This is a genomic window from Methylobacterium sp. CM6257 (assembly GCF_054611515.1).
Map to the genome: position 1 here is coordinate 4832398 of NZ_CM137735.1, position 25521 is coordinate 4857918.

At 69.9% G+C, this 25521-nt stretch carries 22 protein-coding genes and 1 pseudogene; 8 read left to right on the forward strand and 15 right to left on the reverse strand.

The features are described from left to right. Window positions 1–10 precede the first annotated feature (10 nt). Both ACYCO6_RS23495 and ACYCO6_RS23500 read right to left on the reverse strand, forming a co-directional pair. Window positions 11–376: a photosystem reaction center subunit H gene (locus ACYCO6_RS23495; protein WP_459763809.1), complete on the reverse strand. Its 366-nt coding sequence runs from the start codon at window positions 374–376 to the stop codon at window positions 11–13. Between the two features lie 24 nt (window positions 377–400). Further along, window positions 401–829, reverse strand: coding sequence for a response regulator (locus ACYCO6_RS23500; RefSeq protein WP_459763811.1), 429 nt, complete (start codon window positions 827–829; stop codon window positions 401–403). Between the two features lie 206 nt (window positions 830–1035). On the opposite strand from ACYCO6_RS23500, the gene ACYCO6_RS23505 reads away from it, so the two are divergent. The 4 genes from ACYCO6_RS23505 to ACYCO6_RS23520 all read left to right on the forward strand — a co-directional run bounded on the left by ACYCO6_RS23505 (window position 1036) and on the right by ACYCO6_RS23520 (window position 4658). Beyond that, complete coding sequence (locus ACYCO6_RS23505; protein ID WP_459763813.1) at window positions 1036–1710, forward strand: YoaK family protein; 675 nt, start codon at window positions 1036–1038, stop codon at window positions 1708–1710. Beyond that, window positions 1707–2720, forward strand: a complete 1014-nt coding sequence (locus ACYCO6_RS23510; RefSeq protein ID WP_459763815.1) for a WD40 repeat domain-containing protein — start codon at window positions 1707–1709, stop codon at window positions 2718–2720. The genes ACYCO6_RS23505 and ACYCO6_RS23510 overlap by 4 nt, the downstream gene beginning before the upstream one ends. A 70-nt stretch (window positions 2721–2790) precedes the next feature. After that, the gene (locus ACYCO6_RS23515; RefSeq protein ID WP_459763817.1) at window positions 2791–3315 is read left to right on the forward strand and encodes a DUF2937 family protein; all 525 of its coding nucleotides are present in this window, start codon (window positions 2791–2793) and stop codon (window positions 3313–3315) included. A gap of 104 nt (window positions 3316–3419) precedes the next feature. Beyond that, complete coding sequence (locus ACYCO6_RS23520; protein ID WP_459763819.1) at window positions 3420–4658, forward strand: peptide ABC transporter permease; 1239 nt, start codon at window positions 3420–3422, stop codon at window positions 4656–4658. A gap of 4 nt (window positions 4659–4662) precedes the next feature. On the opposite strand, the gene ACYCO6_RS23525 is transcribed toward ACYCO6_RS23520, so the two are convergent. Both ACYCO6_RS23525 and ACYCO6_RS23530 read right to left on the reverse strand, forming a co-directional pair. After that, the gene (locus ACYCO6_RS23525; RefSeq protein WP_459763821.1) at window positions 4663–5670 is read right to left on the reverse strand and encodes an alpha/beta hydrolase; all 1008 of its coding nucleotides are present in this window, start codon (window positions 5668–5670) and stop codon (window positions 4663–4665) included. Between the two features lie 113 nt (window positions 5671–5783). After that, window positions 5784–7085: an RsmB/NOP family class I SAM-dependent RNA methyltransferase gene (locus tag ACYCO6_RS23530; protein ID WP_459773676.1), complete on the reverse strand. Its 1302-nt coding sequence runs from the start codon at window positions 7083–7085 to the stop codon at window positions 5784–5786. Between the two features lie 212 nt (window positions 7086–7297). On the opposite strand from ACYCO6_RS23530, the gene ACYCO6_RS23535 reads away from it, so the two are divergent. Further along, window positions 7298–7471: a hypothetical protein gene (locus tag ACYCO6_RS23535; RefSeq protein WP_459763823.1), complete on the forward strand. Its 174-nt coding sequence runs from the start codon at window positions 7298–7300 to the stop codon at window positions 7469–7471. A 22-nt stretch (window positions 7472–7493) separates the two neighbouring features. On the opposite strand, the gene panE is transcribed toward ACYCO6_RS23535, so the two are convergent. The 3 genes from panE to ACYCO6_RS23550 all read right to left on the reverse strand — a co-directional run bounded on the left by panE (window position 7494) and on the right by ACYCO6_RS23550 (window position 10991). Beyond that, window positions 7494–8438, reverse strand: coding sequence for a 2-dehydropantoate 2-reductase (gene panE / locus ACYCO6_RS23540; protein WP_459763825.1), 945 nt, complete (start codon window positions 8436–8438; stop codon window positions 7494–7496). Between the two features lie 8 nt (window positions 8439–8446). Next, window positions 8447–9940: an IMP dehydrogenase gene (gene guaB / locus ACYCO6_RS23545; protein WP_459763827.1), complete on the reverse strand. Its 1494-nt coding sequence runs from the start codon at window positions 9938–9940 to the stop codon at window positions 8447–8449. Between the two features lie 160 nt (window positions 9941–10100). Beyond that, the gene (locus ACYCO6_RS23550; protein WP_459763829.1) at window positions 10101–10991 is read right to left on the reverse strand and encodes a DUF3313 domain-containing protein; all 891 of its coding nucleotides are present in this window, start codon (window positions 10989–10991) and stop codon (window positions 10101–10103) included. A gap of 207 nt (window positions 10992–11198) precedes the next feature. Between ACYCO6_RS23550 and ACYCO6_RS23555 the strand changes: the two genes are divergently transcribed. Continuing rightward, window positions 11199–12647 carry an MFS transporter gene (locus ACYCO6_RS23555; protein WP_459773678.1) on the forward strand — a complete coding sequence of 483 codons (1449 nt, stop codon included), beginning with the start codon at window positions 11199–11201 and terminating at the stop codon, window positions 12645–12647. Here the strand turns inward: ACYCO6_RS23555 and ACYCO6_RS23560 are convergent, their stop codons facing one another. The 4 genes from ACYCO6_RS23560 to ACYCO6_RS23575 all read right to left on the reverse strand — a co-directional run bounded on the left by ACYCO6_RS23560 (window position 12648) and on the right by ACYCO6_RS23575 (window position 16271). Then, entirely contained in the window at window positions 12648–13172 is a 525-nt protein-coding gene (locus ACYCO6_RS23560; protein WP_459763831.1) for a DoxX family protein, read from the reverse strand. It abuts the gene before it with no gap. A 73-nt stretch (window positions 13173–13245) separates the two neighbouring features. Beyond that, on the reverse strand, window positions 13246–14412 hold the full coding sequence (locus ACYCO6_RS23565) for a multidrug effflux MFS transporter (RefSeq protein ID WP_459773679.1): 1167 nt from the start codon (window positions 14410–14412) through the stop codon (window positions 13246–13248). 192 nt (window positions 14413–14604) lie between these two features. Further along, on the reverse strand, window positions 14605–15891 hold the full coding sequence (locus ACYCO6_RS23570; protein ID WP_459763833.1) for an MFS transporter: 1287 nt from the start codon (window positions 15889–15891) through the stop codon (window positions 14605–14607). Window positions 15892–15920: 29 nt separating this feature from the next. Next, complete coding sequence (locus tag ACYCO6_RS23575; protein ID WP_459763835.1) at window positions 15921–16271, reverse strand: MarR family winged helix-turn-helix transcriptional regulator; 351 nt, start codon at window positions 16269–16271, stop codon at window positions 15921–15923. Between the two features lie 228 nt (window positions 16272–16499). Here ACYCO6_RS23575 and ACYCO6_RS23580 point away from each other — a divergent pair, with 228 nt between their 5' ends. After that, window positions 16500–21344 carry an NAD-glutamate dehydrogenase gene (locus ACYCO6_RS23580; protein WP_459763837.1) on the forward strand — a complete coding sequence of 1615 codons (4845 nt, stop codon included), beginning with the start codon at window positions 16500–16502 and terminating at the stop codon, window positions 21342–21344. A 9-nt stretch (window positions 21345–21353) separates the two neighbouring features. On the opposite strand, the gene ACYCO6_RS23585 is transcribed toward ACYCO6_RS23580, so the two are convergent. Together ACYCO6_RS23585 and ACYCO6_RS23590 are read right to left on the reverse strand one after the other, a co-directional pair. Then, a complete protein-coding gene (locus ACYCO6_RS23585; protein ID WP_459773681.1) occupies window positions 21354–22526 on the reverse strand; it encodes an MFS transporter in 1173 nt (390 codons plus the stop codon). Window positions 22527–22668: 142 nt separating this feature from the next. Continuing rightward, on the reverse strand, window positions 22669–23493 hold the full coding sequence (locus ACYCO6_RS23590) for a substrate-binding domain-containing protein (protein WP_459763839.1): 825 nt from the start codon (window positions 23491–23493) through the stop codon (window positions 22669–22671). 161 nt (window positions 23494–23654) lie between these two features. Here ACYCO6_RS23590 and ACYCO6_RS23595 point away from each other — a divergent pair. Beyond that, a protein-coding gene (locus ACYCO6_RS23595; protein WP_459763841.1) for an IS630 family transposase occupies window positions 23655–24715 on the forward strand; the annotation gives its coding sequence in 2 pieces (ribosomal slippage) (window positions 23655–24156 and window positions 24156–24715; 1062 coding nt in all). A 9-nt stretch (window positions 24716–24724) separates the two neighbouring features. On the opposite strand, the pseudogene ACYCO6_RS23600 reads toward ACYCO6_RS23595, so the two are convergent. Both ACYCO6_RS23600 and ACYCO6_RS23605 read right to left on the reverse strand, forming a co-directional pair. Then, window positions 24725–24838, reverse strand: a pseudogene (locus ACYCO6_RS23600) (LacI family DNA-binding transcriptional regulator); the annotation flags it as partial. A 109-nt stretch (window positions 24839–24947) separates the two neighbouring features. Beyond that, entirely contained in the window at window positions 24948–25454 is a 507-nt protein-coding gene (locus tag ACYCO6_RS23605) for a Ros/MucR family transcriptional regulator (protein ID WP_459763843.1), read from the reverse strand. Window positions 25455–25521 lie beyond the last annotated feature (67 nt).

Here is a 25521-nt window from a genome sequence, read left to right on the forward strand (position 1 = left end):
TGCAGCGGCGTCACTTCGTCTTCGGGCTGCCGGTCGTGTCCTTGGGCTGCCGCGCCTCAATCAGGCTCTCAGCCTTATCCTCGTCGGTGTCGCCGCCTTGCTCGATGGTTCTGCTCGGGTCGGCAAGCAGAGACTTCGCGATCCCGAGCAGCACCTCGCACTCGCCCGGAAACTTGTAGGTCTCCAGGACGATGGCGGCGTCGCGCAGGGTGCGCAGGTCGCGCACCAACTGGGCGTTCGCGTCCGCGCGCAACTCGTTCTTGCTGGCGATGGCCTCCTCGATCCGCGCGCCCTTCACATCGCAGGCTGCCTGTGCCGGCGAGGCTATCACCGCAAGTGCAAAGGCGAAGCTGGCTGCGGGTAGGGAGCGCCCCATGGCGTAGGTCCTCGAAGATCCTGGTCAGGCGTGAAGGAGCGCGGTGCGCAGGACGTCGTGCGTGAGCGCCACGAGTTGGCTGGGACGGTAGGGCTTCGGCACGAAGACCGAGCCCGGGACGGCCTCGCCGGCCGGCAGACAGGTGCGCCCACCGGACGTGTAGACCACCGGCAGGTCGGGGCAGAGCCGCCGCGCCCAGCGCGCCAACGCGAGCCCGTTCGTGTTGCGGGCAAGATCGATATCGGTGAAGAGCAGGTCCACGTTCTCCCGCGCCAGGATCGCTTCGGCCTCCCGGGCATCTGCGGCGGTGAGCACCCGAAAACCCTCATCGAGGAGCGCCTCGGCGGCCAGCTCGCAGACGGTCGGCTCGTCCTCGACCACGAGGATCGTGGCGGCGGCCGGGTCCAGGATGGGCAAGGACGGGCAGACGAAAGCGGCGGCGAACGGAACCATGACGCAACTCCCACTCACCCGGCGGGGCACGGTGTCCCCGGACCGGATCGCAGGGGCAACGGGCCCCTCCGACGCGGCGTTCACCGTGTTTGCATCGAATTGCTCCGGTTTGGTGAGCGGCGCGTTAACCGCACCCCGGCGCTGCTGAACGAAGTGGTTCGAATGGTTAACGGACGGTTACCGAAATTCGAACGGGAAACGGGATCGTGAGCCGGACCTGGCAGCTCGGCATCGGCCTGCTCCTCACGGGCCTCGCCGGCTACGTCGACGCGTTGGGCTTCGTGCGCCTCGGCGGCCTCTACACCTCGTTCATGAGCGGCAACACCACCCAGCTGGCGGTCTTCGGCGCGGAGGTCGAACTGCATCGCATGGTGCTGCCCGCGACGTTGCTGTTCGCCTTCCTCACGGGGTCGATCCTGGGCAGCGGACTCGCGATCCTGGTGCCGCCCCGGTGGACCACACCCGCCGTGCTCGCCTACGAGTCGCTGCTGATCCTCGGTGGCCTCGGGCTGGGCCTCGAATCACCCGAACTGGGCCTCGCAGCCTTCTTCGTCGCCGTGGCTATGGGTTCGCAGAACGCAGTGCTGGCGCAGGTGAAGGGCTTTCGCGCCGGCACGACCTTCGTCACCGGCGCGCTGTTCAGCCTGGGACAGAAGATCGCCCAGGCCCTGACCCGGACCGGCGATCCGCTGGGCTGGACCGGCGACGCCATGGTCTGGCTGTCCCTGCTGTTCGGCGCGTATCTCGGCGCGCATGCCTACGGGGTCTTCGCCCTCTACGCCCTGATTGCACCGGCGGCGATCTCGGGTGGGCTCGCGCTCGTAACGGCGATCCTGGTCTTGCGCGCCGGCCCGTCGGCCACGAAGGATCCACTCTCATGAGCAGCCCCGTCAGCAACCCCTCCCTCACCAGCCACGTCGCCGCGGTCGAGCCTGGCGCCCACGTGGTCGCGGCGCATTTCCTGAAGGCGCTTCCGGTGCTCGCGCTCGGCGATGGAACGGTAGCGCTCGTCCGGGACCAGGACCTGACCCGCCTCGCGGCTCATCCGGACAGCGGCATCCTGGTGGCGGCCGGCGGGGGTGACCGCCTGCTCACCGGCGGCGACGACGGTCGGGTCGTCGAGATCCGGGCCGACGCGACCATGGAGCAGCTCGGCCTCGCCAAGGACGGCGCCTGGATCGATGCCCTCGCGCTCCATCCGGACGGCGCGGTGGCGTGGTCGGCCGGCCGCGCCGTGGTGGCCCGGGACGCCAAGGGACGCGAGCGCAGCTTCCAGGCGCCCTCCACCGCCCGCGGCCTCGTCTTCGCGCCCAAGGGCTACCGGCTCGGCGTCGCCCACTACAACGGGGTCAGCCTCTGGTATCCGAATCTCGAGACCCCCGCCGAGGTGATCAGCTGGAAGGGCTCGCATATCGACGTCACTTGGTCGCCGGATGGCCGCTTTGTGGTCTCCACGATGCAGGAGAACGCCCTTCATGGCTGGCGGCTGCAGCCGGATCGCGGCCACATGCGAATGTCGGGCTATCCCGGGAAGGTGCGCTCGATGTCGTGGTCGTCGGACGGGCATTGGCTCGCCACCAGCGGCGCCGAGGCGGCGATCGTCTGGCCCTTCGACTCGAAGGAGGGACCCACCGGAAAGGCCCCCCGGGAATGCGGGGTTCGGCCGGCCCGGGTGTCGCGCGTCGCATTCCACCCGAAGGCGCCGGTCCTGGCCATGGGTTACGAGGATGGCTGCATCCTCCTGGTGCGATTCACCGATGCGTCCGAGCTGCTGGTCCGGCCGGCCGTCCCGGGCAGTGCCGTGACGGCCCTGGCCTGGGACGGGCGCGGCAGCCGGCTGCTCTTCGGCTGCGCCGACGGGAAGGCGGGCCTGCTGACGCTTCCGGGCTGAGGCCTGGCTGGAACCCTGGCCGCCGGCATGCTCTTTGTCGGGGGTCGATTCATCCGGCGGGAGGCCTGACGTGTTCCGCGTAATCCGCACCCTCGGGCTCGCCCTGGGCCTACTCGGCGGCGTGATCGCGGCGCAGGCTCCCGAATTCGCGCAGCAATATGCACAGCGGCTCGGCGGTGCCGCGGACGAACTGCGCCGGCAGGTGGCGGTACTCGAAACCGACGCGCAGGCCTCCGGCACAACCCGCGACGGGGCCGTGGACCGGCTGCGCACCAACCCGGATCAGCTCGTTGCCCGGCGCGGCGAGGCGGCCCAGGCCGACATCGCACGGCTCGCCCGGCTGAGTGCCCAGCAGCAGGCCCTGGCCTCGGCGACGAGCCCCCTCGGCCGCGTCGTCGCGATGCTGCGCGATCCGGACTTGCCGGTGGCGGAGGCCACCTACCGGAATTTCAGCCCGGCCGTACCCACCAGCGCCGACGGCTTAGCCGCAGGGCTGATCGGCTTCTTCGCCGCCTGGGGCGGCTGGCGCGTTGTGTCTGACGTCGGTCGGCGGGTGGTGCGCCGCCGGCCGCGTGAGACCCCGACCGTGGCCTGAGGCTGACGCGCGGCCGGGAGTGTGGCGCATCGTCTACAGCGGCTTGCGCGAGCCTTGCGTATCGAGCAGGGAGCCGGCCGTCCCGGTCCGGGAGAAAGCGCAAGATGCCGCGCGCGTCGAATTCCTCCACCATCGATCCGGCGCTCGACGCTGCCGCGCTCCTGCGGCGCATCGGCTTTTTCGGCCTCTTCGTGGTGCTGCCGGTCCTGGCGCAGGTGGCCCGCCGAGCCTCCGTGATCATTGCGCCGATCGCCGTCATCCTCCTGATCATCGCCAGCGTAATCGATCGTCGGCAGCGTCCAGTCCGTCCGGCCGCCCAGCGACTGCTGAGCGCGCCGGCCTTCCTGGCCGGCATGCTGGTGGTCCTGTGGTCGGCGCTGTCGCTGGCCTGGACGCCGTTCCTCGGGGCCGCTCTGGAGCGCCTTGCCAACCTTGCCGCCACGATCGGGCTCGCCCTGCTGGGATATCTCGCCCTGCCCGACCGGATGCGCTCGGCCAACCTCTACCTGCTGCCGCTCGGTGTTGTTGCCGGCGCCATCGTGGCGATCGTGCTCGGCCTGTTCGGCGCCCACATGACGCGGTCCGGCATCGAGGATGACGGGGCGCTGGATCGCGGCCTTGTCCTGCTGATCCTGCTGGTCTGGCCGGCACTGGCTTGGCTGCGGTCCCGGCGGCGTGACCGCGAGGCCCTCGGGCTCGCCCTTCTGGTCGCCCTCGCCCTCACGGTGCAGCCCGACGCGACCCAGATCGCCGCGCTCGCCGTCGGCACCCTCGCCTTCGCGATGACGAGCTACCGGCCGAAGCTCGGCGTGACCCTCACGGCCGTCCTCTCCGCCGTCCTGCTCGCTGTCGCACCCCTGCTGCCTTTCCTAGCGAGGCCCGTGGGAGCCGCCCTGCTCGGCCCCCTCGCTCCAGCCGTCCTGTCGCTGAAGAGCTGGCAGAAGGTCGTGACCACCGATCCGGTGCGGCTCATCACCGGCCATGGCTTCGAGACCGCCCTGCGCGGACGCTTGGTCGGTCTGCTACCGCCGAATGCTCCCACCACGGCGCTGTTCGAGTTCTGGTACGAGCTCGGGGTCGTCGGCGCGCTGGCCGCGGCCTTCGCGCTCTATGCCTCAATCCGCCGCGCCGGGCGTGACGGGCCAGCCCTGGTACCCGGGGCCATGGGTTGTTTCGCGGCCGCTTTCACGGTGGCCTGCCTGGGCGTCGGACTCACGGCGATCTGGTGGCTGACGACGCTGGCCATCGCCATCGTGGTCTTCGTGTCGGTGGAGCGGGGCCAATTCCGGACCAGCCGGCCGAAGGTCGCCAAGCTTCATCGCCTGCAAACCGGCGAGAGCTGACCGGTCAGCCGCGCAGGAATCCGTGCAGGCGGATCCAGGCCAGGAACAGGCCCGGCCACGCCGCTGCCGGGCTGCCGGGTACGCCGAGGCCGAAGCCGCGGCCGCCGCGCTCGAACAGGTGCAGTTCGGCCGGCACCCGTGCCTTGCGCAGGGCCGAGAACATCAGCAGCGGGTGGTCGGCCACCGCGACGGGATCGTCGATCGCTTGGACCAGGAAGGTCGGCGGCGTCTCCGGCCCGACCTGCAGGTCGACCGAGTAGGTCTTCATCTCGGCGGGCGTGACGTCGTCTCCCACCAGGATCCGGCGGGTATGGGTCCGGTCGAACGGCTTGCGCATGGTGATGACGGGATAGATCAGTCCGGCCAGGACCGGTCGAACCGGTTGTGCATCGGCGGGATCCACGTGCGCGTAGAGGTCCTGAGCACTGCCGACGGCGGTCTCGCCCATGAGGTGTCCGCCCGCCGAGAAGCCCAGGACGCCGACCCGGGCCGGGTCGACGCCAAACTCGGTTCCGCGCGCCCGCACGAGGCGCAGGGCGCGTTGCGCGTCCTGCCGCGGCGCATCGGGCCCCGAACCCCATCCTTCCGCCGGCAGCCGATAGACGAGCAGGAAGACCGTGATGCCCGCCGCGTTCAGGACTCGTCCCACCGGCACACCCTCGTGGCCGATGGCGATGAACGCGTAGCCGCCCCCGGCCGCGACGATCATCGCGGCACCGTTGGCGTTGGCCGGCCGCATCACCAGAAGACAGGGCCGCGCCACCCGCGTGATGTCGCCCATGGCGCCTTCGACGTAGCGGTATCCGTCCGAATCGGGCCCGCTCCCGCCGCCCGGCGGCCCGCCCGGCCACAGATCGATCACCTGGAGATCCGCACCGGGCAGCGAGCGCGGCAGAGCGCGGATCGCCTCATGAGGGGCTACTTCCGGCGGGCCACTATCCCCGGCGCGGGCGGAGCGCAGACCCAGGGCGCTCCCGAGCCCGGCGAGCAGGATTCGGCGGTCGAGGCGCAAGGGCGTCTCCCGGATGAGGGCGCGGTCAGGCCCGCCTCTCGGCGGAGCCGGCTCCCGACGAAGTCCCGTTCCAACGCCTCGGGTGGCGAGGCCGGTTCCGCAACCGGAGCCGTTCAGCCCCGCCGCGCGATCACGGCGACGTAGAACCCGTCCGTGCCGGTGCGCAGCGGGCTCATCTGCACCCCGTGGGCGGTCATCCGCACGGCGTCCCGAAGGGAGGCCGGTCCCGCTGCCAGAACAGCATCCGCCGGGACGACATCGAAGCGCCCGCGCCAGCGCGACAGCAGGCCGGCCACGGCAGCATCGTTCTCCGCGGGCAGGAGCGAGCAGGTGACGTAGACGATCCGCCCGCCCGGGCGCACCAGCCGGGCCGCCCGGTCGAGGACCTGGGCCTGCTCGGTCGTCCGGAGCGACAAGCTGCCGGGACGAAGCCGCCACTTGGCGTCCGGATTGCGCCGCCATGTGCCCGAACCGGTGCAGGGCGCGTCCACCAGCACCCGATCGACGCTGCCGTCGAGATCCTCCAGCACGTCCACCCGCGCCTTGCCGCTCCGCGGGGTGCGCACCTCGGCCACGGCACCGGACCGACGCAGGCGTTCGTGAATCGGAGCGAGCCGGCGCGGATCGCCGTCGGTGGCGATCAGGCAGGCACCATTGCGGGTCTGGGCCGCGAGAGCCAGAGTCTTGCCGCCGCCGCCGGCGCAGAGATCGACGATCGTCTCGCCGGATCGCGGATCGGCCAGGAGCGCGGCGAGTTGCGAACCCTCGTCCTGGATCTCGTACCAGCCCTCCAGAAACTCGGCCTCGACGTGGAGCGCCGGGCCGCGCCCGTCCGCCCCGATGGGGATCCGCAGGCCCTGCGGCGCGTGCGGCGTCGGGGCGGCCCCGAAGGCCGCCAGCGCGGGCATCGCGTCGTCGCGGCTGCCCCGCAGCGCGTTGACGCGAACGTCGAGAGGCGCGCGCCGGGCGAGCGCCCTGAGCTCCGGGACGAACTCGTCACCGAGCGCGGCCGAGAGTTCCGGAAGCACGAAAGCCGGCGCGTCGCCGGCGACCTCCGGCGGTGCACCCTCAAGGCTCCCGGTGTCGAGTCGCGCACGCTCGTCGCCGCTCAGCGGTTCGGGGGCGAAGCGCTCGCCCGAGAACAGGGCCGCCACCGAGGCGCCCGCGAGCCCCTGCTGCAGCCGGAGCGAGCCGATCAGGATGGCGCGCGGCGTATCCGAGCCCATGATCCAGGCTGCGGACGACCGGCGACGCAGCGCATCGTAGACGAGGCTGGCGATTCCGGCCCGGTCGCCCGAACCGGCGAAGCGGTGCGCGAGACCCCAGTCCTTGAGGGCATCCGCGGCCGGTCGGCGCCGCTCGGCGATATCGGTCAGGACCTCGATGGCAGCGGAGCAGCGGGCGGCGGGGGTCAGGGGCCTGTTCCTTCCAGAATGAGTCGACGGTGACGCGAAACGGCCACGCTTGGCTCACGATGCCGCCACGTTACGGCCGAGCTTCAAGCACGATCGCGGCCCAGACCGTCGGAGGGCGGCTCGCCGCGCGGGCCGGCCGCGTGTCGTATGGCATCCGCCGGCTGCGGACCAGTGCGGTCCGACGCCGGGCATGCCCGGGAGTTCTTCAGCCCATGTCCTCTGCCATTCGCGTCGCCCTCGCGGGCCTCGTCGCCGCATCACTCGCTGCCTGCGCGAGTGCCCCCGCCGCCACCCCCGACCTGACGCCGCCGCCGCGCCGGCCGGTCGACGCCAAGACGCAGCTCGAATACGGCAACCCGCCTCCGCCGCCGCCCGGCCGCTACTGAGAGTTTCGGGCGCGGGCGCGGCTCAGGCCGATTCCCGCGTCCGCCTTGCCTCGTAGGCCTTGAGCGCGGTGTAGACCTCCGTCAGCACCGGGAAGGCCACATCCGGAAGGAGCCGGCGCCCCCGCGCGATCAGGTCGCCGATCACGTGATCCGCCTCGATCCGACCCTTGTTCTCGATGTCGCGCAGCATCGAGGCCGTGAAGGTGGAGCCGGGTGCCGTCAATTGCCCACGCGCGCGCTCGACAGCCACGGCCCGCGGCTCGTAGCCGCTGGCGGCCGCCACCGCCGAACACTCCGCGTGCAGGGCTGCGATGAAGGCTGCACCGCCGGGCGCGGCAACGATGTCGCCGATGGCGGCGCGCATCAGGGTGGTGGCCCCTGCGAGCGTCGCGAGGAAGACCCATTTCTCCCACATCTCCTGCAGGATCACGTCACTGAGCCGCGGCTGGAACTTCAGCCCGCGCATTAGGGCGTCGACCGCCTCGATCCGAGACGAGCGCGAGCCGTCCCGCTCGCCGTAGGTGATGCTGCAGAGCTCGCTCATGTGCCGGATCGCCCCGTCATGAGCGAGTGTCGCCGCGATGGCGCAGGAGCCGCCGAGAACGCGCTCCGCGCCGAAGCGGGCGTCGAGGGCGTCGAGATGGGCCATGCCATTGAGGACCGGCAGAATCGCCGTGCCCTCGCTCACCGCCGGAGCGAGATCCGTGATGGCGCTGTCGAGGTCGTAGGCCTTGCAGGACAGCAGGATCAGGTCGAACCGGCCCGCCTGCGCCAGCCGGTCGGCCGTCACGGTCGGAGGGTTGGGGATGTGCAGGTCACCGAGGGGACTGCGCAAGACGAGGCCGTTTGCGGCGAGCTTCTCCGCCCGAGCCGGACGGACCAGGAAGGTCACGTCGGCACCGGATTCGGCGAGGCGCGCCCCGTAATAGCCGCCGGTCGCGCCGGCCCCGACGATCAGCGTGCGCATCGGTCACCTCAGGTCCGGGACGGGTAGTTCGGGCTCTCGCGGGTGATCGTCACGTCGTGCACGTGGCTCTCGCGCAAGCCGGCATTGGTGATGCGGATGAAGCGCGCCCGCTCCTGGAACTCAGGAATTGTGGCGCCGCCGACGTAGCCCATCGCGGCGCGCAGGCCGCCGGCGAGCTGGTGCAGCACGTTGCCCACCGGGCCCTTGTAGGGAACCTGACCCTCGATGCCCTCCGGCACGAGCTTGTGGGTGTCATTCACCTCGGCCTGGAAGTAGCGGTCGGCCGAGCCGCGGGCCATCGCGCCCACCGAGCCCATGCCGCGATACGACTTGTAGGAGCGGCCCTGGTAGAGGAACACCTCGCCGGGCGCCTCATCGGTGCCGGCGAGCAGCGAGCCGAGCATCGCCACGGAGGCGCCGGCCGCGATCGCCTTGGCGAGGTCGCCCGAATACTTGATGCCGCCATCGGCGATGACAGGGATGTCGGAATCCCCGGCGGCCTCGACGGCCTCCATCAAAGCGGTGAGCTGCGGCACGCCGACGCCCGCCACGATGCGGGTCGTGCAGATCGAGCCCGGGCCGATGCCGACCTTGATGGCATCGGCGCCCGCATCGATCAGCGCCTGCGCGCCGTCCCGCGTCGCGACGTTGCCGGCCACGACCTGCACGGCGTTGGAGAGTTGCTTCACCCGCGCGACGGCATCGAGCACCTTGATCGAATGGCCGTGCGCGGTATCGACCACGATCACGTCGCAGCCGGCATCGATCAGGCGCTCGGCGCGCTCGAATCCGCTATCGCCCGTCGTCGTGGCGGCCGCGACCCGCAGGCGGCCCTGCTCGTCCTTGACGGCGTTCGGATAGGCGACCCGCTTCTCGATGTCCTTGACGGTGATCAGGCCAATGCAGCGGTAATGGTCGTCGACGACCAGCAGCTTCTCGATCCGGAACTGATGCAGGAGGCGCTTGGCCTCGTCCTGGGTCACGCCCTCGCGGACCGTGATCAGGCGGTCGCGGGTCATCAGCTCCGCGACCGGCTGTGCGGAATTCGTCGCGAAGCGCACGTCACGGTTGGTGAGGATGCCGACGAGCTTGCCCCGCGAGCCGTTGGGTCCGCGCTCAACCACCGGGATGCCGGAGATGCGGTTGCGCTTCATCACCTCGAAGGCGTCGGCGAGCGTCTCGTCCGGGTGGATGGTGATCGGGTTCATCACCATGCCGGACTCGTACTTCTTGACGAGGCGGACCTGCTCGGCCTGCTCCGGCGGCTCCAGGTTGCGGTGAATCACGCCCATGCCGCCATTGGCCGCCATGGCGATGGCCATCGGTGCCTCGGTGACGGTGTCCATCGCGGAGGCGAGGATCGGCAGGTTCAGCGGGATCGTGCGGGTGAGCCGCGAAGCCACGCTTACCTCAGTGGGCATCACCGAAGAAGCGGCAGGCCGCAGGAGCACGTCGTCGAAGGTGAGGCCTTCGATGATCGATGCGGTTTCTACTCGGGCCATGTGCCAACTTTCCTCGGACGGCGGCGCGCGGGTCGCGCAGCGGGATCGGGTTGGCAAGTGCCAGTATCACGGGCTCCGTGACGGCGCCAATGCGCGGTTGCCGCGTCGCGATGCGAAAACACGCATGGCTCGCGGCTTTTCCACGACCGGCAACACCCGCTCAGCGCATCGCCGGCGCGGCGGGTCCCTTGTCGGTATATTCGGGCGGCAGGCCGATATAGTCGCCGAGCATACCGTCGATGCCCGGAGCCCGGCCGAAGGCCTCGCAATCCGGGTCGAGGGGTGCCTCGCCCAGGGTGGTGATGCGGATGCGATCCCAGGTCGGGAGCGTGTTCGGCGCCTTGAACGGATCCTCGCCGGTCGCCAGCATGAAGCCAAAATCCTGCCCGAAGTCGCCCGCGAGGTCGTAGGCGTCGCTGGCCCGGGAGTAGCGCGGCTGGCTCGTGAATGAGTTCGCCGCCCCGCCCCACACCATCGCGGCGCGCTGTTCGCGCTTCCGGTCAAGCGCCTCGGCCTCCACCGTGAGGCTGCCCAGCCCGATCGGCACGCGCGGGATCGGCACGCGCCCGACGCCCTCGGCGACGCTGAGCCCGAGCTGCGAGGCCACCGTCACACCGGCCGAGCCCGCGATGGTGGCGCCGGCGCCGAGAAGATCCGTGGGATCGACCCGGGTCACCTGCGCCCGCACGGTCAGGTCCGCATCGCGGCTTGTCACGATGTCGTACTTCAGCGACAGGTCGTAGCAGAGTGCCCGGTCGGCGGCGTTGGCGATGAGGCGCCGCTCGATCTTGGTCAGCGGCGCAGCGCCGGCCACGTCGGCGTGGAACGCCGTCGGGATGATCCGCACCGTCCGGGCCTTGGCCAGGGCGGCCCGGTCCACATAGATTCGCGAGGCCGAAGCGACCTGATCGCTGGCCTTCAGCCGGTCGTAGCGCGTCAGGGACCCGCGATCGTTGAGGAGCACGGTGCCGCAGGCCGCCACCATCGAGAGAAGGGCGACGCCGGCGGCGATCCGCGACAGGGGGCGGATCCGGCTGGGGCTGGATTGCATCGATATCCTCGTGGCCCGGCCCCGGGCCGGCTTCCATGACCTCACGGCCGCGTGATCGAAACTTAGCCATTGGAGCACCCGTAAAAAAGGTGGTTCCTCTCAGGCGCTCAACCTCTGTTGCAGGACGGATACAATGGCGAAACACGAGGGTGCGAGGTGGCCGCGCTGCCGTGCAACCGCGGCGGCGCGACACGCGTCTGCTGTGTGATGCCCGCGACCGCTCAAAGACCGTTCTGGATCGTCCCCCTGACGGTCGCCACCGCGCTGTTCATGGAGAACACCGATTCCACGGTGATCGCCACGGCGCTGCCGAGCATCGCGGCGAGTCTGCAGGAAGACCCGATCGCCCTGAAGCTCGCCGTGACCTCCTACCTGGTCAGTCTGGCGATCTTCATCCCGGTGAGCGGCTGGATGGCCGACCGGTACGGATCGCGGACCGTCTTCCGAGCCGCGCTCGTGGTGTTCATGGCCGGGTCGCTCGCCTGCGCGGCCGCGAACGGGCTCGCATGGTTCGTCGCCGCTCGGTTCCTGCAGGGCATGGGCGGCGCCATGATGGTGCCGGTGGGGCGCCTCGTGGTCCTGCGCAGCGTGCCGAAGTCCCAGCTCGTGACAGCGCTCGCCTACCTCACCTTCCCGGCGCTGGTCGGCCCGGTGCTCGGGCCGCCGCTCGGCGGCCTGATCACCACCTGGTTCGACTGGCGCTGGATCTTCTTTATCAACTTGCCGATCGGCTGCGTCGGGATCGTGCTGGCGAGCCTGTTCTTCGAGGATGTACGCGAGCCCGAGCGGCCGCCCCTCGACGTATTCGGTTTCGTGCTGCTCGGAACGGGGCTCGCCGCGCTGATGCTCGGCCTCGCCTCCACGGGGCGGCATCTCCTGCCGGAAGCCGTGTCCTGGGGCTGCCTCGCTGGGGGCGCACTCCTGCTGCCTTTGTATTTCGCGCATGCGCGGCGGGTGGCTCACCCGATCGTGCGGCTTGACCTGATGCAGAGGCCGACCTTCCGGGTCGCGGTCATCGGCGGCAGCCTGTTCCGGATCGGCACCGGGGCGATCCCATTTCTGCTCCCGCTGATGCTGCAAGTCGGCTTCGGCCTCGACGCCCTTCATTCGGGGCTCATCACCTTCGCGGCGGCCGCCGGTGCGATGTTCGTGAAGACCCTCGCGCCGAAGATCCTGCGCCGCACCGGCTTCCGGACCCTGATGGTCTGGAACGCAGCGCTCGCCTCGGCCTTCCTCGCGGTGAACGGGCTCTACACCGCGCAGACACCGCACTGGATCATGGTCGCCCTGCTGTTCGTCGGCGGCTGCTCGCGCTCGATCCAATTCACCTGCGTCAACGCCATCGCGTACGCCGACCTCGAATCCCGCGAGATGAGCGCGGCCACGAGCTTCGCCAGCGTGTGCCAGCAGCTGTCGCTTAGCCTCGGCGTTACCCTGGGCGCCCTGGCGCTGGAGGGAACCGCCGGGCTCCATGGTCGAACGAGGATCGAGGCCGACGATTTCGGGCCGGCATTCTTCGCCGTGGCGGTGATCTCGGCCGTGTCGGTACTGGCTTTCCGCAAGCTGTCGGCGGATGCCGGGGCCGAGGTCTCCGGCCGGCAGAGGGTTGCCGCGCCACCTCCCTCTCCCGCCGAGATGCGGCCGCGGCACGGCTGATCAGGCCGCGGCCCGGGCGGGCGACCGTCCGGCCGGCCGCTTTCCGCCGCCTCGCGCGGCGGAAGCCTTCCCCGGAGCCTTCGCGGCCGGTTTGGCGCTCGATGGGGTCGACAGCGCGCCGGCCCGCCAGCCCTGCCAGCTCCATGCTCCCGGTCCTGTCAGCGTGTACATCAGGAAGCCCCCGGCGAGGCCGAGATCGGCGAGCATCAGCGTCCGCTCGGCGACTGCCGCCGGGCCGATGAAGTGCCAGAAGGCGTGGAGCGCGAAGGCCGTGATGGTCGCGAAGGCGGCGAGCGCGAGCCCCGTGAGTCGCGGCAGCACCCCGAGGATGAGCGCCAGCGGTCCGAAGACCTGCACGACCACGGCCGCCGTGGCGACGGCGTTCGGGAACGGCATGCCGTTGCCGGCGAGCGTCAGCGCGAAGCCGGAGACGTTGAGCGCACGGGCAATCCCCGTGGGCAGGAGCGCGGCGGCCAGCAGCAGCCGCGCGGCGAGAAGGGTTCCGTCCTGGGCGCGGGCAATCATCGGTGGATCCGGTCGGGTGGGATACCGCCCGAACATTGGCCTTTGCCGCTGAAGACCGCGTTAAGCCGCCCCTTCAGCCGGAGACACCGCCGCGGAACAGGCGACCGCGCTCCGTCCAGGCGACGACCAGAAGCGCGAGTCCTCCAAGGCTGGCATAGCCGACACCCACGGGCAGCACGGTGCCGTCGAAGGACTGACCGATCAGGAAGCCGCAGAGGGCGCCCAGGATCGTCGTGTAGAAGCCGAGGAAGGACGAGGCGGTTCCGGCGATGGCGCCGAGCGGCTCCAGCGCCAGGGCATTGAAGTTCGGCATCGCGAAGCTGATCAGGAACTGGTTCAGCGCCAGGATCGACAGGAACAGCGCCAGGGGTGGATGGCCGTGATAGGCGAGCCCCACGCCGACCTGGATCAGGGCGACCACCGTGAAGGCGGCGACGCCCGAATGGGACATCGCCCGCATTCCGAGCCGCCGGACGACGCGGGCATTGATCAGCGTCGCCACACCCATGGCGCCCGCCACCAGACCGAAGGCCAGGGGAAAGAGCGGCCCGAGGTGATAGAGCCCGGTGTCGAACACCTGCTGGGCCGATCCGACATAGCCCATGATGCAGCCGGTCATCAGTCCCAGCGCGGTGGCGTAGCCGACTGCGACCCGGGTCTTCAGAGTGATCCGGATGGCCTCCCAGGTCGCCGCCGGCGAGAGGGGGCGGCGGTATTCCTTGTGCAGCGTCTCGGGCATGCGCAGGGAGAACCAGAGGGTCAGCCAGAAGGCCAGGACCAGCATCGAGACGAAGACGTAGACCCAGGAGCCCAGCGCCAGCATCATCCCGCCGAGCGCCGGGGCGATCATCGGGACGATCAGGAACACCATCATGGTGAGCGACATCACGCTCGCCATCTCGCGGCCGGCGAAGCGGTCGCGCACGATCGCCACCGAGAGTACCCGCCCGCCGGCCGCGCCCATGCCCTGGATGATCCGCGCCGCCAGCAGGCAGCCGAAGCTCGGCGCCACCATGGCAAGGCCGCAGCCGATTACGTAGATCGCGAGGCTCGCCAGCAGGACCGGACGGCGCCCAAGGGCATCGGAGACCGGCCCGTAGACGATCTGCGCGAAGCCGAAGCCGATCATGTAGACGTAGACGAGGAGCTGCAGCCGGTTCGGATCCGGAACGGAAAAGCGCGCCTCGATCGCCGGGAATGCCGGCAGCAGATTGTCGATGGATATCGCCGTCACCGCCATCATCAGCGCGATGATGGCGACGAACTCGGCGAAGCCCGGCCCCGACCACGGGCTCGGGGCACGAACCTCTTGGGCCGGCGGCAAGGGCCGGATCGCGACTGTCACGGCGGGCACTCGGGCTGTCTGGAGACCGCCCGATCAGGGCTCGTCCAACGCGGCGCACTTATGACAACCGCGCCCGCGCAGCGCAGTTCAGGCCGGCAGCGGGCGCAGGGCCGAAGTGCCCGGCGCCCGGCCCACGAAGGCCGCCATCAGCGCCGCGACGAGGCACAGCAGGCCCGCCGAGACGAAGGCGCCGAGATAGGTGCCGGTATCGGTCCGAACCATCCCGGCGAGCCAAGCCGCCGAGGCCGCGCCGATCTGGTGGGCGGCGGCGATCCAGCCGAACATCAGCGCGGCGTTCTCCTCGCCGAAGGACCTGCCGGCGAGCTGCACGGTGGGCGGGACTGTGGCGATCCAGTCGAGCCCGTAAAAGACCGCGAAGAGCGACAGGCCATAGAAGCTGTAGTCGAAAGAATAGGGCAGGAAGATCAGCGAGAGGCCACGCAGGCCGTAATACCAGGCCAGCAGCTTGCGCGAGTCGAACCGGTCCGTGAGCCAGCCCGAGGCCGTCGTGCCGACCAGATCGCAGATCCCCATCAGCGCGAGCAGGCCCGCGGCCGTCACCTCGGCGATGCCGTGATCGATGCAGGCCGGGATCAGGTGGGTGCCGATCAGACCGTTGGTGGAAGCGCCGCAGATGAAGAACGTGCCGGCGAGCAGCCAGAAGTCCCGGGAGCGCAGGCCCGTCCGCAGGCCGCGCAGAGCGCGCCGGGCTGGATTCTCCACGAGGACGGGCGTCGGTGTCACCGCGACTTCGCCGTAGCGGGGCAGACCGATATCGGCCGGCCGGTCGCGCAGCAGCAGGGCCACCAGCGGGATCAGGGCCAGGGTCGCGGCGGCGACCACCAGGGAGACCGAGCGCCAGCCCTGGCCGACCGCGAGCGAGGCCAGCATCGGCAGAAAGACCAGCTGCCCCGTGGCGCTGCTCGCCGTGAGCATCCCGAGCACGAGCCCGCGGCGCCTGGCAAACCAGCGCCCGGCCACTGTGGCGCCGAGCACGTTGGCGACCATGCCGGACCCGGAGCCGACGACGAGGCCCCAGAGCAGAACCATCTGCCAGGGCGCCGTCATGAGGCTCGTGGCGGCGGTGCCGACGGCGAGGATCAGGAGCGCACCGCAGACCGACCGCCGCAGCCCGAACCGCTCGATGATCGCCACCGCGAACGGCCCGATCATCCCATACAGGAAGATGTTGAGCGCGATCCCGACGCCGATCGTGGCCGCGGTCCAGCCGAATTCCCGCTCCCACGGGACGATGAGCACGCTCGGCGTGGCGCGCACGCCGGCCCCCACGAGCAGCACCAGGAAGGTCACCGCGGCGACGATCCAGGCGTAGTGGAGGCGCGGCGCGGCGCGCGTCTCGGCGGTGGCGGGCATCGTCGGGCTCCGGGGCGGGGTGGGATCGGTCAGGCAGATGAAATCAGGGCTTCCGCCAGGGCGACCACGGCCCCGGGGTCGACCCGCGCGTTGATGCGGGCCTGCGCGTCCCGCCAATACGGCATCGCGGCCGCGACCGCTTCGCGGCCGGGCTCAGTCAGGGAAACGACACGCTCGCGCGCGTCCGATTCCCCGGCCGCGATCCGCACGAGACCGCGCCGCTCCAGCGGGTCGAGATTGCGCCCCATCGTGGTCCGCTCCAGCGCGGCCTCGGCGGCAAGCCGCGTCACCGGGATGGGCCCGAGCCGCTCCAGCAGGCGCAGGATCGCGAACTGCGTCACCCGCAGCCCGGCAGGGCGGAGCGCTGCATCGTAGGCCATGGTCACGGCACGCGTGGCCCGGCGCAGGGCGGAGCACGTGCAGGGCTCGTTTGAAGGCGTGTCGATCACGATACGTGTATATGCACGTTTATACGCGTGCGCAAGCCGGATCTGACGGTTTGCGTCGATCGACACCCATTCGCCGGCAAACCGGCGGGGGGTGTCATCGACACGGCGGATCACTTTGCTAACCCTTGTTGTCACGGAGCCCGGTTCGGGAGAAGCGCGATGACACTCGAGACCGCCACGGCGTTGTCCTCATCGGAGCAGAAGACGGCCCGAACCGGACTGATCGAAGCAGCCGCGGAAATCGTCACCGGTCAGGGAGGACCGGGCGGGTTCGTGCGCGACCTCTTCGGGCGCGTGACGCCGGAGGATCTGGCGCCCTACCCGGCTTCCGGCCTCGCCGATCTCGCAGCGCACGCCCGGACATTCCTCAGCGGGCCGCGCCGGCCCGGCGACCCGGCACAGGTGCGCCTGAGCGAGGCCGAACTCATGAGAGAGGGCCGGTTGCGGGAGATGACGATCCTCGAAGTCATCAACGACAACCGCCCGTTCCTCCTCGACTCGACGCTCGCCGAGCTGACCGAGCAGGGGTTGTCCCCGCACCTCGTGGCGCACCCAATCCTCGGCGTCGAGCGTGACGGGAGCGGTGCCCTGATCCGCGTGGTCGGCGAGACGACGGCGGACGCTCATGGCAGTCTGGCGCGGGAGAGCTTCATCCACATCCACCTCGACCGGCTCGAGGGCGAGGCCGGCGCGCGTCTGGTCGACGCCCTCGCCCAAGTCTACCGCGACGTGACGCTGGCGACTGACGATCACGCCACGATGCTGGCGCGCCTCACTGAACTGGCGGAATACCTGGGCCGCGCGCCCTCACCGATACCCCGGGCCGAGACGGAGGAGGCGCGCGCCTTCCTGAGCTGGCTGAGGGACGGGCAGTTCCTGCTGCTCGGGATGCAGGAGCACGGGATCGACGGCGAGGCCCACCCCCTCGTCGAGGGATCAAGCCTCGGCGTGCTGCGCGATCCCGGCGCTACGCCCCTGCGGCGCGGTCGGACCCCGGTCGATTACACGCCAGAGATCTTGGCATTCCTACAGGAGCCGCAGGCGCTCATCATCACCAAGGCGAGCGTGAAGTCCCGCGTCCACCGGTCCGCCTTCCTGGACTATGTCGGCGTCAAGCTGTTCTCGGAAACCGGGAAGCTGTCGGGCGAGGTGCGGATCGTCGGATTGTTTACGGCCTCTGCCTACACGGACTCCGCGCGGGATGTGCCGGTGTTGCGCCGCAAGGTCGAGGCCGTGGTCCAGCGCGCAGGTCTCGATCCGACGAGCCATGCCGGCCGCAGCCTGCTGGCGGTGCTGGAGAGCTATCCGCGGGACGACCTGTTCCAGATCGATGTCGAGCGGCTCTACCGCTTCACGCTGGCCATCGCCAATCTGGCCGATCGGCCGCGGATCCGCGTGCTGTCACGTCCGGATCGGTTCGGCCGCTTCGTCTCGCTCCTCGTCTACGTGCCGAAGGACCGGTACGATTCGACGGTGCGCACCCGGATCGGCAGCTATCTGGCCGAGGCCTATGGTGGTCGGCTCAGCGCGGCTCAGCCTGATTATCCGGAGGGGCCGCTCGCCCGTATCCACTACATCATCGGGTTGCCCGATGAGCGGACTGCCGAACAGGATCCGGCGGCCCTCGAAGCGGGCATCGCGGCGCTGGTCCGCACCTGGGGCGACGCCTTCCGGGCGGCTCTGGCCGATACCCATGGCGGTGACCGGGCGCGCCTCCTGGCCGCGCGCTACGGTGACGCCTTCTCGGCGGCCTACCGGGACAACTTCCAGCCGGACGTGGCGGTGGAAGACGTGGCGGTCCTGGAGGGGTTGAGCGAGGCGCAGCCGCGTGCCGTTCACCTCGGGCGCCGGGCCGCGGACACGGAAGCACAGGTTCGCCTGAAAGTATTCTCGCGCGGCACCGCGATCACCCTCTCCGACCGCGTTCCGGGGCTCGAGAATCTCGGTTTCCGCGTCATCAACGAGCGCACCTATCGGATCGTGCCGGCGGGGACCGACGAGGCCGCCCGGATCTGGCTCCACGACATGCTGATCGAGCGCGCAACGGGCGCGGCGATCGACCTGCCCGCGCAAGAAGGCCCGCTGGAGGCGGCGATGCTCGCCATCGCGGACGGGGCCGCGGAATCGGACGGGTACAACCGGCTCGTTCTGGAGGCCGCCCTCCCTTGGCGGGAGGCGGCGCTGCTCCGGGCCCTCGGGCGCTACCTGCGCCAGCTGCGCATTCGCTACGGGCAGGATTACCTCGCCGGAACGCTAAGCCGCCATGCCGGGATCGCCCGGTCCATCGTCGCGCTGTTCCGCGCCCGGTTCGACCCGGCGCTGGCGGGGAACCGGGCTGCCCAGGAGGCGGAGATCCGCGCCGACATCGAAGCGGCGCTCGCGGAGGTCACCAGCCTCGACGATGACCGGATCCTGCGCCGGTTCGTCAACCTCATCGAGGCGGCAGTCAGGACCAACTTCTTCCAGAAGGCGGACGGCGGCGGCCCGCGGGAGACGATCAGCTTCAAGTTCGCCTGCGCCAAGGTCACGGCGATGCCGCTGCCGCGGCCGCTCTTCGAGATCTTCGTCTACTCGCCCCGGGTGGAGGGCGTGCATCTGCGCTTCGGCTATGTGGCCCGGGGCGGCCTGCGCTGGTCGGACCGGCCGGAGGATTTCCGAACCGAGATCCTAGGCCTCGTAAAAGCCCAGCAAGTGAAGAACGCCGTTATCGTGCCGGTGGGTGCGAAGGGCGGCTTCTTCCCCAAGCGCCTGCCGCGGGCCTCCGACCGCGCCGCCTGGATGCAGGAGGGCACCGAAAGCTACCGGATCTTCATCCGCACCCTGCTCGAACTCACCGACAATATCGTCGACAATGCGGTCGTGCCGCCGCCCGACACGGTGCGGCATGATCCGGACGACGCCTATCTGGTGGTCGCCGCCGACAAGGGCACCGCAACCTTCTCGGACATCGCCAACGCGCTCTCACTGGAGAAGGGGCACTGGCTGGGTGACGCCTTCGCGTCGGGTGGCAGCCAGGGCTACGACCACAAGGGCATGGGCATCACCGCCCGCGGCGCCTGGGAGGCCGTGCGCCGCCATTTCCGCGAGATCGACGTGGACGTGCAGACTGATCCGATCACCGTGGTCGGCGTCGGCGACATGTCGGGCGACGTCTTCGGCAACGGCATGCTGCTCTCCGAAAGCATCCGGCTGATCGCCGCCTTCGATCACCGGGACATCTTCCTCGATCCGAATCCCGACGCGGCGCGGAGCTTCGTTGAGCGGCGTCGGCTGTTCGACCTCGGACGCTCCTCCTGGGCGGATTATGACCGGAGCCTGATCTCGGAGGGCGGCGGCGTCTTCTCGCGCAGCCTCAAGATCGTGCCGCTCTCCGAGCAGGTCCGCGCGGCGCTGGGTTTCGACCGCGCCGAGGCGACGCCCACCGAGCTGATGCAGGCAATCCTGAAGGCGCCGGCCGACCTGCTGTGGTTCGGCGGCATCGGCACCTATGTCCGCGCCACCACCGAGACCGACGAGGATGCCGGCGACCGCGCCAACGACGCCGTGCGCATTACCGGGCCGGAGCTGCGGGCGAAGGTCATCGGCGAGGGTGCCAATCTCGGGCTCACCCAGCGCGGGCGCATCGAGGCGGCTCGCGCAGGCGTCCGGCTCAACACCGACGCCATCGACAACTCGGCCGGCGTGAACACCTCCGACGTGGAGGTGAACATCAAGATCGCCCTGATGACGCCCGAGCGGGACGGCCGGTTGAGCTACGAGGCGCGCAACGCCCTGCTCGCCGTCATGACCGACGAGGTCGGGCGCCTCGTCCTGCGCAACAACGAACTCCAGACGCTCGCCCTCTCCCTCGCCCAGCGCGGCAGCCTCGGCGAGACCGGCTTCGCGATGCGGACCATGCAGGCCCTGGAGGCGGAGGGGCGGCTCGACCGCGCGGTGGAGTTCCTGCCCGACGACGCGGCGATCACCGAGCGCATGCGCCGTGGCGAGGGACTGACCCGTCCGGAATACGCGGTGCTGCTCGCGTACGCCAAGCTGTCGCTGCACGATGCCATTCTCGGAAGCGCCGTGCCCAACGATCCATATTTCGACCGCGAGTTGCAGCGCTATTTCCCGGGGGCCTTGCGGGAGCGGTTCCCCGATGCCGTGAAGGGCCACCGGCTGCGCCGCGAGATCATCGCCACGGCGCTCGCCAACATCATCGTCAACCGCGGCGGCCCGTCCCTGGTGACGCGCCTCGTGGACGGGACCGGCGCCGACGCGGCCATCATCGCCAAGGCCTACGCGGTCACCCGCGACGCATTCGGATTGATGGAGCTGAACCACGCCATCGACGAGCTGGCCGGCCGGGTCTCCGGCCAAGCCCAGCTCGGCCTCTACGCCGAGGTGCAGGATCTGCTGACCAATCGGATCGTCTGGTTCATCCGCAATCTCGATCTCACCGGCGGCCTCGCGCCGGTGGTGACGCGCTATCGGGACGGGATCGCGGCAGTCGAGGCCGCCCTCCCGAAGGTCCTTGGCCGCGATGCGCTCGCGGCCATCAGCGCGCGCGAGAGCGAGCTTGCCGGCTACGGCATGGCCCCGACACAGGCCCGCCGGCTCGCCTCCCTGAGCGCGCTCATCTCCGGGCCGGACATCGTCCGGGTCGCGGAGGCGAGCGGGCGGCCTGTGGAGGAAGTGGCGGCGACGCACTTCGCTCTGGAGCACGCCTTCCGCCTCGACGATCTCGCCGCGGCGGCACGAACCGTTCCCGTGTCCGACACGTTCGATCGGGTCGCCCTGGAGCGGGCCGTCGCCGGCATCGCGGCCGCCCATCGCAAGCTCACAGCCGAGGTCGTGGCCGATCTGGGTCCAGGCCCCGGGGCCGTGGAGGCGTGGTCGAAGGCCCGGGGCGCGCCGCTCGCGCGGATCCGCGAGGCGGTGGACGCGATCAGCGCGTCCGGCCTGACCGTGTCCAAGGCTACCGTCGCGGCGAGCCTGCTCGGCGACCTCGTCCGAGCAGACTGACCCATCGGCTCAGGCTCCCGGCGCGGAAGCCGAAAAGATCCGCCCCGTCCGGCTCACCGCCGTCAGGGCCAGGCCGAGGCCGATGAGCGACACCGCGGCAGCGATCAGCGGAAGCTGGCCGTAGCCCGCCCCGAAGGTCAGGGCCGTACCGCCGATCCAGGCGCCGGTGGCATTGCCGAAGTTGAACGCACCCTGATTCAGGGTCGAGGCGAGATTCGGCGCGTCGCTTGCGGCCTCGACCACCCAGATCTGGAGCGGTGAGACCAGCGCGAAGACCAGGGCCGACCACAGGACCAGCACCGCCACCGTGAGAGTCTGGTTGTGGCCGACGGCGGCCAGAACCAGCAGCGCCACCACGATGCCCAGGAAGCTTCCGAGGATCGTGGCCATCAGGCCGCGATCGGCGAAGTGGCCACCCGCGAGATTGCCGATCGTCAGGCCCGTGCCGGCGGCGAACAGCACGCCGGTCACGCCCTGGGGCGAATACCTGGTCACGCCGGTCAGGAACGGCGTGATGTAGGTGAACACCGTGAAGAAGCTCACGGACGACAGGGTCGAGATCAGCATCGGCCGCAAGACGGGCCAGCGGCCGAGCGCCCGGAACTCGCTGACGAGCCGGCCGCGCGTGCCCGGAAGGCCGGCGGGTACGCAGACTTGGATCGCGAGCCCGGCCGCGAGTCCGATCGCAACCACCGCCCAGAAGGTCGACCGCCATCCGGCAGCCTGCCCGAGTGCGGTCCCGAGCGGTACGCCGAGCACGTTGGCGACGGTGAGGCCGGCGAACATCAGGGAAACGGCCTGCGTCCGCTTCTCCCGCGGCACCAGATCCCTGGCCACCACGGCTCCGATTCCGAAGAAGGCGCCGTGCGCGAAGGCGGTGAGGATCCGGGCGGCCATGAGCAGGCCGTAGTTTGGCGCCAGTGCACAGCCGAGATTGCCCGCAAGGAAGACGCCCATCAGCGCCAGCAACGCGGTTTTGCGCGGAAGACCCGCTGTCGCGATTGCCACGATCGGCGCGCCGATCACGACGCCCATGGCGTATCCGGAGACGAGATAGCCGGCCTGCGGGATCGTCACGCCGAAGCCCTGAGCGACCTCAGGGAGCAGGCCCATGATGACGAACTCGGTGGTGCCGATCCCGAACGAGGCGACGGCGAGGGCAAGGATCGGCAGGGGCGGCACGGCAAGGTCCTTCGGTGCGAGCAGAGGCCGCCCGATGGTGCGAAGCAGCATGGACAGGATCGCATCGCGCCTGCCTTTGCATAGCGATGCAGTTGCGATGCACCGTTGCACGGCGCGCAGGGAGCAGAAGGTCTTTGGACCTTCACATGCCGGTGCTGCCGCGCTCGATCAGTCGCGGCGGTAGGAGGATGCGCTCGCCGGCCGGCTCCTCCGCCCGCGACATGCGGTCGATCATCGCGAGGGCGGTCTCCACCAGCGCCGGGACATCCTGGTCGAAGCTGGTGAGCTCATAAGCCGCCAGGGCTGCCGACGGGATGTCGTCATAGCCGATCACACGGACATCGTCCGGCACTTGCAGACCCGCCTGCCGAAGGGTGTCGATGGCCCCGAGGGCGCAGAGGTCGTTGGCGCAGAAGAGGCCGTCCATGGAACCGGCACTCAGGAGTTGCGCAGCCGCGGCGGCGCCGCCCTCGTAGGTGTAGGATTGTCCGGCGACCCGCGGATCCGGAAGTCCCAGGCGGCGAGACTCGCCGCGGAAGCCGTCCAGGCGTTCGGTGCTGGCCGGGCTGTCGGCCGGTCCGGCGATGAAGGCCGGGTGCCGCACGCCGCGCCTGTGCAGGAGTTCGGCGGCCCTGCGGCCTCCGAGGACATTATCCGATCCCACCGAACCCACCCGGGCCGCGGTTACGGGCGTATTAAAGGAAACGACCGGGATCCGGGATGCCGAGAGTGTCTCGGCCGCTTCCCGGGAGAGCACAGCGAGCGCGCTGACGATCGCGTCGACGCGATATTGGGCGAGACGAACAGCCACGGCATCGAGGGTGTAGTCGCTGTCGACGGTTACGAGCACAACTTGGTTGCCGGCCTCGCGCAGGCGGGCCGCGAAGGTCTGGACGACGCGGGCGTAGAACGCGCTTTCCAAACCGCCGGTCACCAGCGCCACCAGGCCGGACCGGTTGGTCAGCATGATCTTCGGGATCAGGCTCGGCTGGAAGCCCAAGGCCTTGGCAGCGGCCAGGACCTTCTCGCGGGTCTGATACCAACGGCGGCCGGGCGTGACTCCTTTTTGAATGACGGACTGGGTTTGGCGTGACTCTGTGCGTCCTGCTGAGTGGCGGGAGCGGTACGATGACACTTGCGATCACACGCCTGGATCTGACGGCCGAGGATCTTCGGCGTGCGGCGCGGTCGAGCCGGAGTGTTGCCCAAGCCCGTCGCTGTCTTGCGATTGCGTCCGTCCTGGATGGCCAATCGCGTACGGCGGCAGCGGAGAGCGCCGGGATGCAGAGACAAACCCTGCGGGACTGGGTGCACCGCTACAATGTGGACGGCGTTGCAGGGCTGATGGATCGGCCGCGTCCAGCACGTCCCGGCCTGCTGAGTGCGGCGCAACGGGCGGCGTTCGACCGGATCGTCGAGGCGGGTCCAGACGTGGCGGCGGACGGGGTGGTGCGCTGGCGCCGCCGCGATCTCAAGCGGGTGGTAGAGGCTCGCTTCGGCGTGGTCATGGCCGAGCGCACGATCGGGGATCTGCTGCACGCCCGCGGCTTCCGCCACGTTTCGGTGCGGCCGCGTCACCCGAACTGTGACGCGGCGGCCCAGGCGGATTTTAAAAAACCTTCGCCGCGCGGGTCGCGCAGGTGATCCCCGAGGAAGCCCGCGGCCAGCCGCTTGAGATCTGGTTCCAGGACGAGGCCCGGATCGGCCAGAAGGGCACGCTGGCCTACGTCTGGGCGCGCCGAGGCACGCGCCCGCGCGCCGTGCAGGACACGCGCTACGCCTCGGCCTACCTGTTCGGTGCCGTCTGTCCGCAGCGCGGCGTCGGCGCGGGCCTGGTGATGCCGCGCGCCGACACCGAAGGTCTCAACGCGCACTTGGCCGAACTCGCTCGAACCGTGGCGCCGGGGGCCCACGCCGTTCTCGTCCTGGACGGTGCTGGCTGGCACAAGAGCACTGATCTCGTCGTTCCCAGCAACATCTCGCTCCTGATGCTGCCGCCATACGCACCTGAACTCAATCCGGTCGAAAACATCTGGCAATACTTACGCCGCAACAAACTCGCCCATCGCCTCTACGACAGCTACGAGGCCATTGTCGAAGCGTGCTGCGACGCCTGGAACTGGCTCATTGCCGCGCCAGACACCATCACCGCCATCGCAAACCGGACATGGGCAAACGTGTCAGCATAACCCGCCGCTGGTATGAGCCGAGACGCTGGCCCCAGGCGTGAAGGTGCGGGAAACGGCCGATTGGGAAACGCCGGCGAGCCGGGCGACCTCCACCGACGTGGGATAGCGCTTCGAGCCTGCCATCGCGGCGGGGCGAACCTTCCAGCGGCGCCGGAGCGGCCGTCATGGTGACGCCCCGGTCTGCCGTGTCAGATGCGCGGCAGGATCCTGTCAAACCGACCGGCGATCGTCGCTACTCGGCCGGGGCCTTTTTCCGGCTCCGCGACTTCGGCGCCGTCGCGGGTGCCGCCTCCTGCACGGGGGCCTGGGCAGCAGCGCCCCGGCTCTTCCGGCGCTGCTGTCCCAACCCGAGGGCGCGAGCCAGCTCCGAGCGCTGGGCCGAGTAGCTTGCCGCGGTCATCGGATAGTCCCGGGGTAGGCCCCACTTCTCCCGGTAGGCCTCGGGCGTGAGGCCGCGCAGCGTCAGGTGACGACGGAGAGTCTTGTAGGGCTTCCCGTCCTCGAAACTGACGATGTGATCGTGGGTGACTGATTTCCGGATCTGCGACGGGGTCAACTTCTCAACTGGCGTGCCCGAGGCACGACCTGCAGTCGAAAGGTTGTTCAACGCTGCGTGAATGCCGCCAATCAACCCCGGAAGATCGGCTGCCGGCACGGAATTGTTCGACACATAGGCCGCGACGATATCGACCGCGAGCTCGATGTGTTCGACATGATCGTTTTCTGCGCTCTCGCTCACGGCGAACCTCGGTCGTTGCAACTATCCGCCTCGATCATCCCTTCCCGGACGTGATCGAATTCTGAGA

What these genes read in the sequence shown, in the direction of transcription:
- ACYCO6_RS23495 (WP_459763809.1), bottom strand. Translation starts at nt 376, where the DNA reads ATGGGGCGCTCCCTACCCGCAGCCAGCTTCGCCTTTGCACTTGCGGTG.
- ACYCO6_RS23500 (WP_459763811.1), bottom strand. Translation starts at nt 829, where the DNA reads ATGGTTCCGTTCGCCGCCGCTTTCGTCTGCCCGTCCTTGCCCATCCTG.
- ACYCO6_RS23510 (WP_459763815.1), top strand. Translation starts at nt 1,707, where the DNA reads ATGAGCAGCCCCGTCAGCAACCCCTCCCTCACCAGCCACGTCGCCGCG.
- ACYCO6_RS23520 (WP_459763819.1), top strand. Translation starts at nt 3,420, where the DNA reads ATGCCGCGCGCGTCGAATTCCTCCACCATCGATCCGGCGCTCGACGCT.
- ACYCO6_RS23535 (WP_459763823.1), top strand. Translation starts at nt 7,298, where the DNA reads ATGTCCTCTGCCATTCGCGTCGCCCTCGCGGGCCTCGTCGCCGCATCA.
- panE (WP_459763825.1), bottom strand. Translation starts at nt 8,438, where the DNA reads ATGCGCACGCTGATCGTCGGGGCCGGCGCGACCGGCGGCTATTACGGG.
- guaB (WP_459763827.1), bottom strand. Translation starts at nt 9,940, where the DNA reads ATGGCCCGAGTAGAAACCGCATCGATCATCGAAGGCCTCACCTTCGAC.
- ACYCO6_RS23550 (WP_459763829.1), bottom strand. Translation starts at nt 10,991, where the DNA reads ATGCAATCCAGCCCCAGCCGGATCCGCCCCCTGTCGCGGATCGCCGCC.
- ACYCO6_RS23555 (WP_459773678.1), top strand. Translation starts at nt 11,199, where the DNA reads ATGCCCGCGACCGCTCAAAGACCGTTCTGGATCGTCCCCCTGACGGTC.
- ACYCO6_RS23560 (WP_459763831.1), bottom strand. Translation starts at nt 13,172, where the DNA reads ATGATTGCCCGCGCCCAGGACGGAACCCTTCTCGCCGCGCGGCTGCTG.
- ACYCO6_RS23565 (WP_459773679.1), bottom strand. Translation starts at nt 14,412, where the DNA reads ATGGCGGTGACGGCGATATCCATCGACAATCTGCTGCCGGCATTCCCG.
- ACYCO6_RS23570 (WP_459763833.1), bottom strand. Translation starts at nt 15,891, where the DNA reads ATGCCCGCCACCGCCGAGACGCGCGCCGCGCCGCGCCTCCACTACGCC.
- ACYCO6_RS23575 (WP_459763835.1), bottom strand. Translation starts at nt 16,271, where the DNA reads ATGGCCTACGATGCAGCGCTCCGCCCTGCCGGGCTGCGGGTGACGCAG.
- ACYCO6_RS23580 (WP_459763837.1), top strand. Translation starts at nt 16,500, where the DNA reads ATGACACTCGAGACCGCCACGGCGTTGTCCTCATCGGAGCAGAAGACG.
- ACYCO6_RS23590 (WP_459763839.1), bottom strand. Translation starts at nt 23,493, where the DNA reads ATGCTGACCAACCGGTCCGGCCTGGTGGCGCTGGTGACCGGCGGTTTG.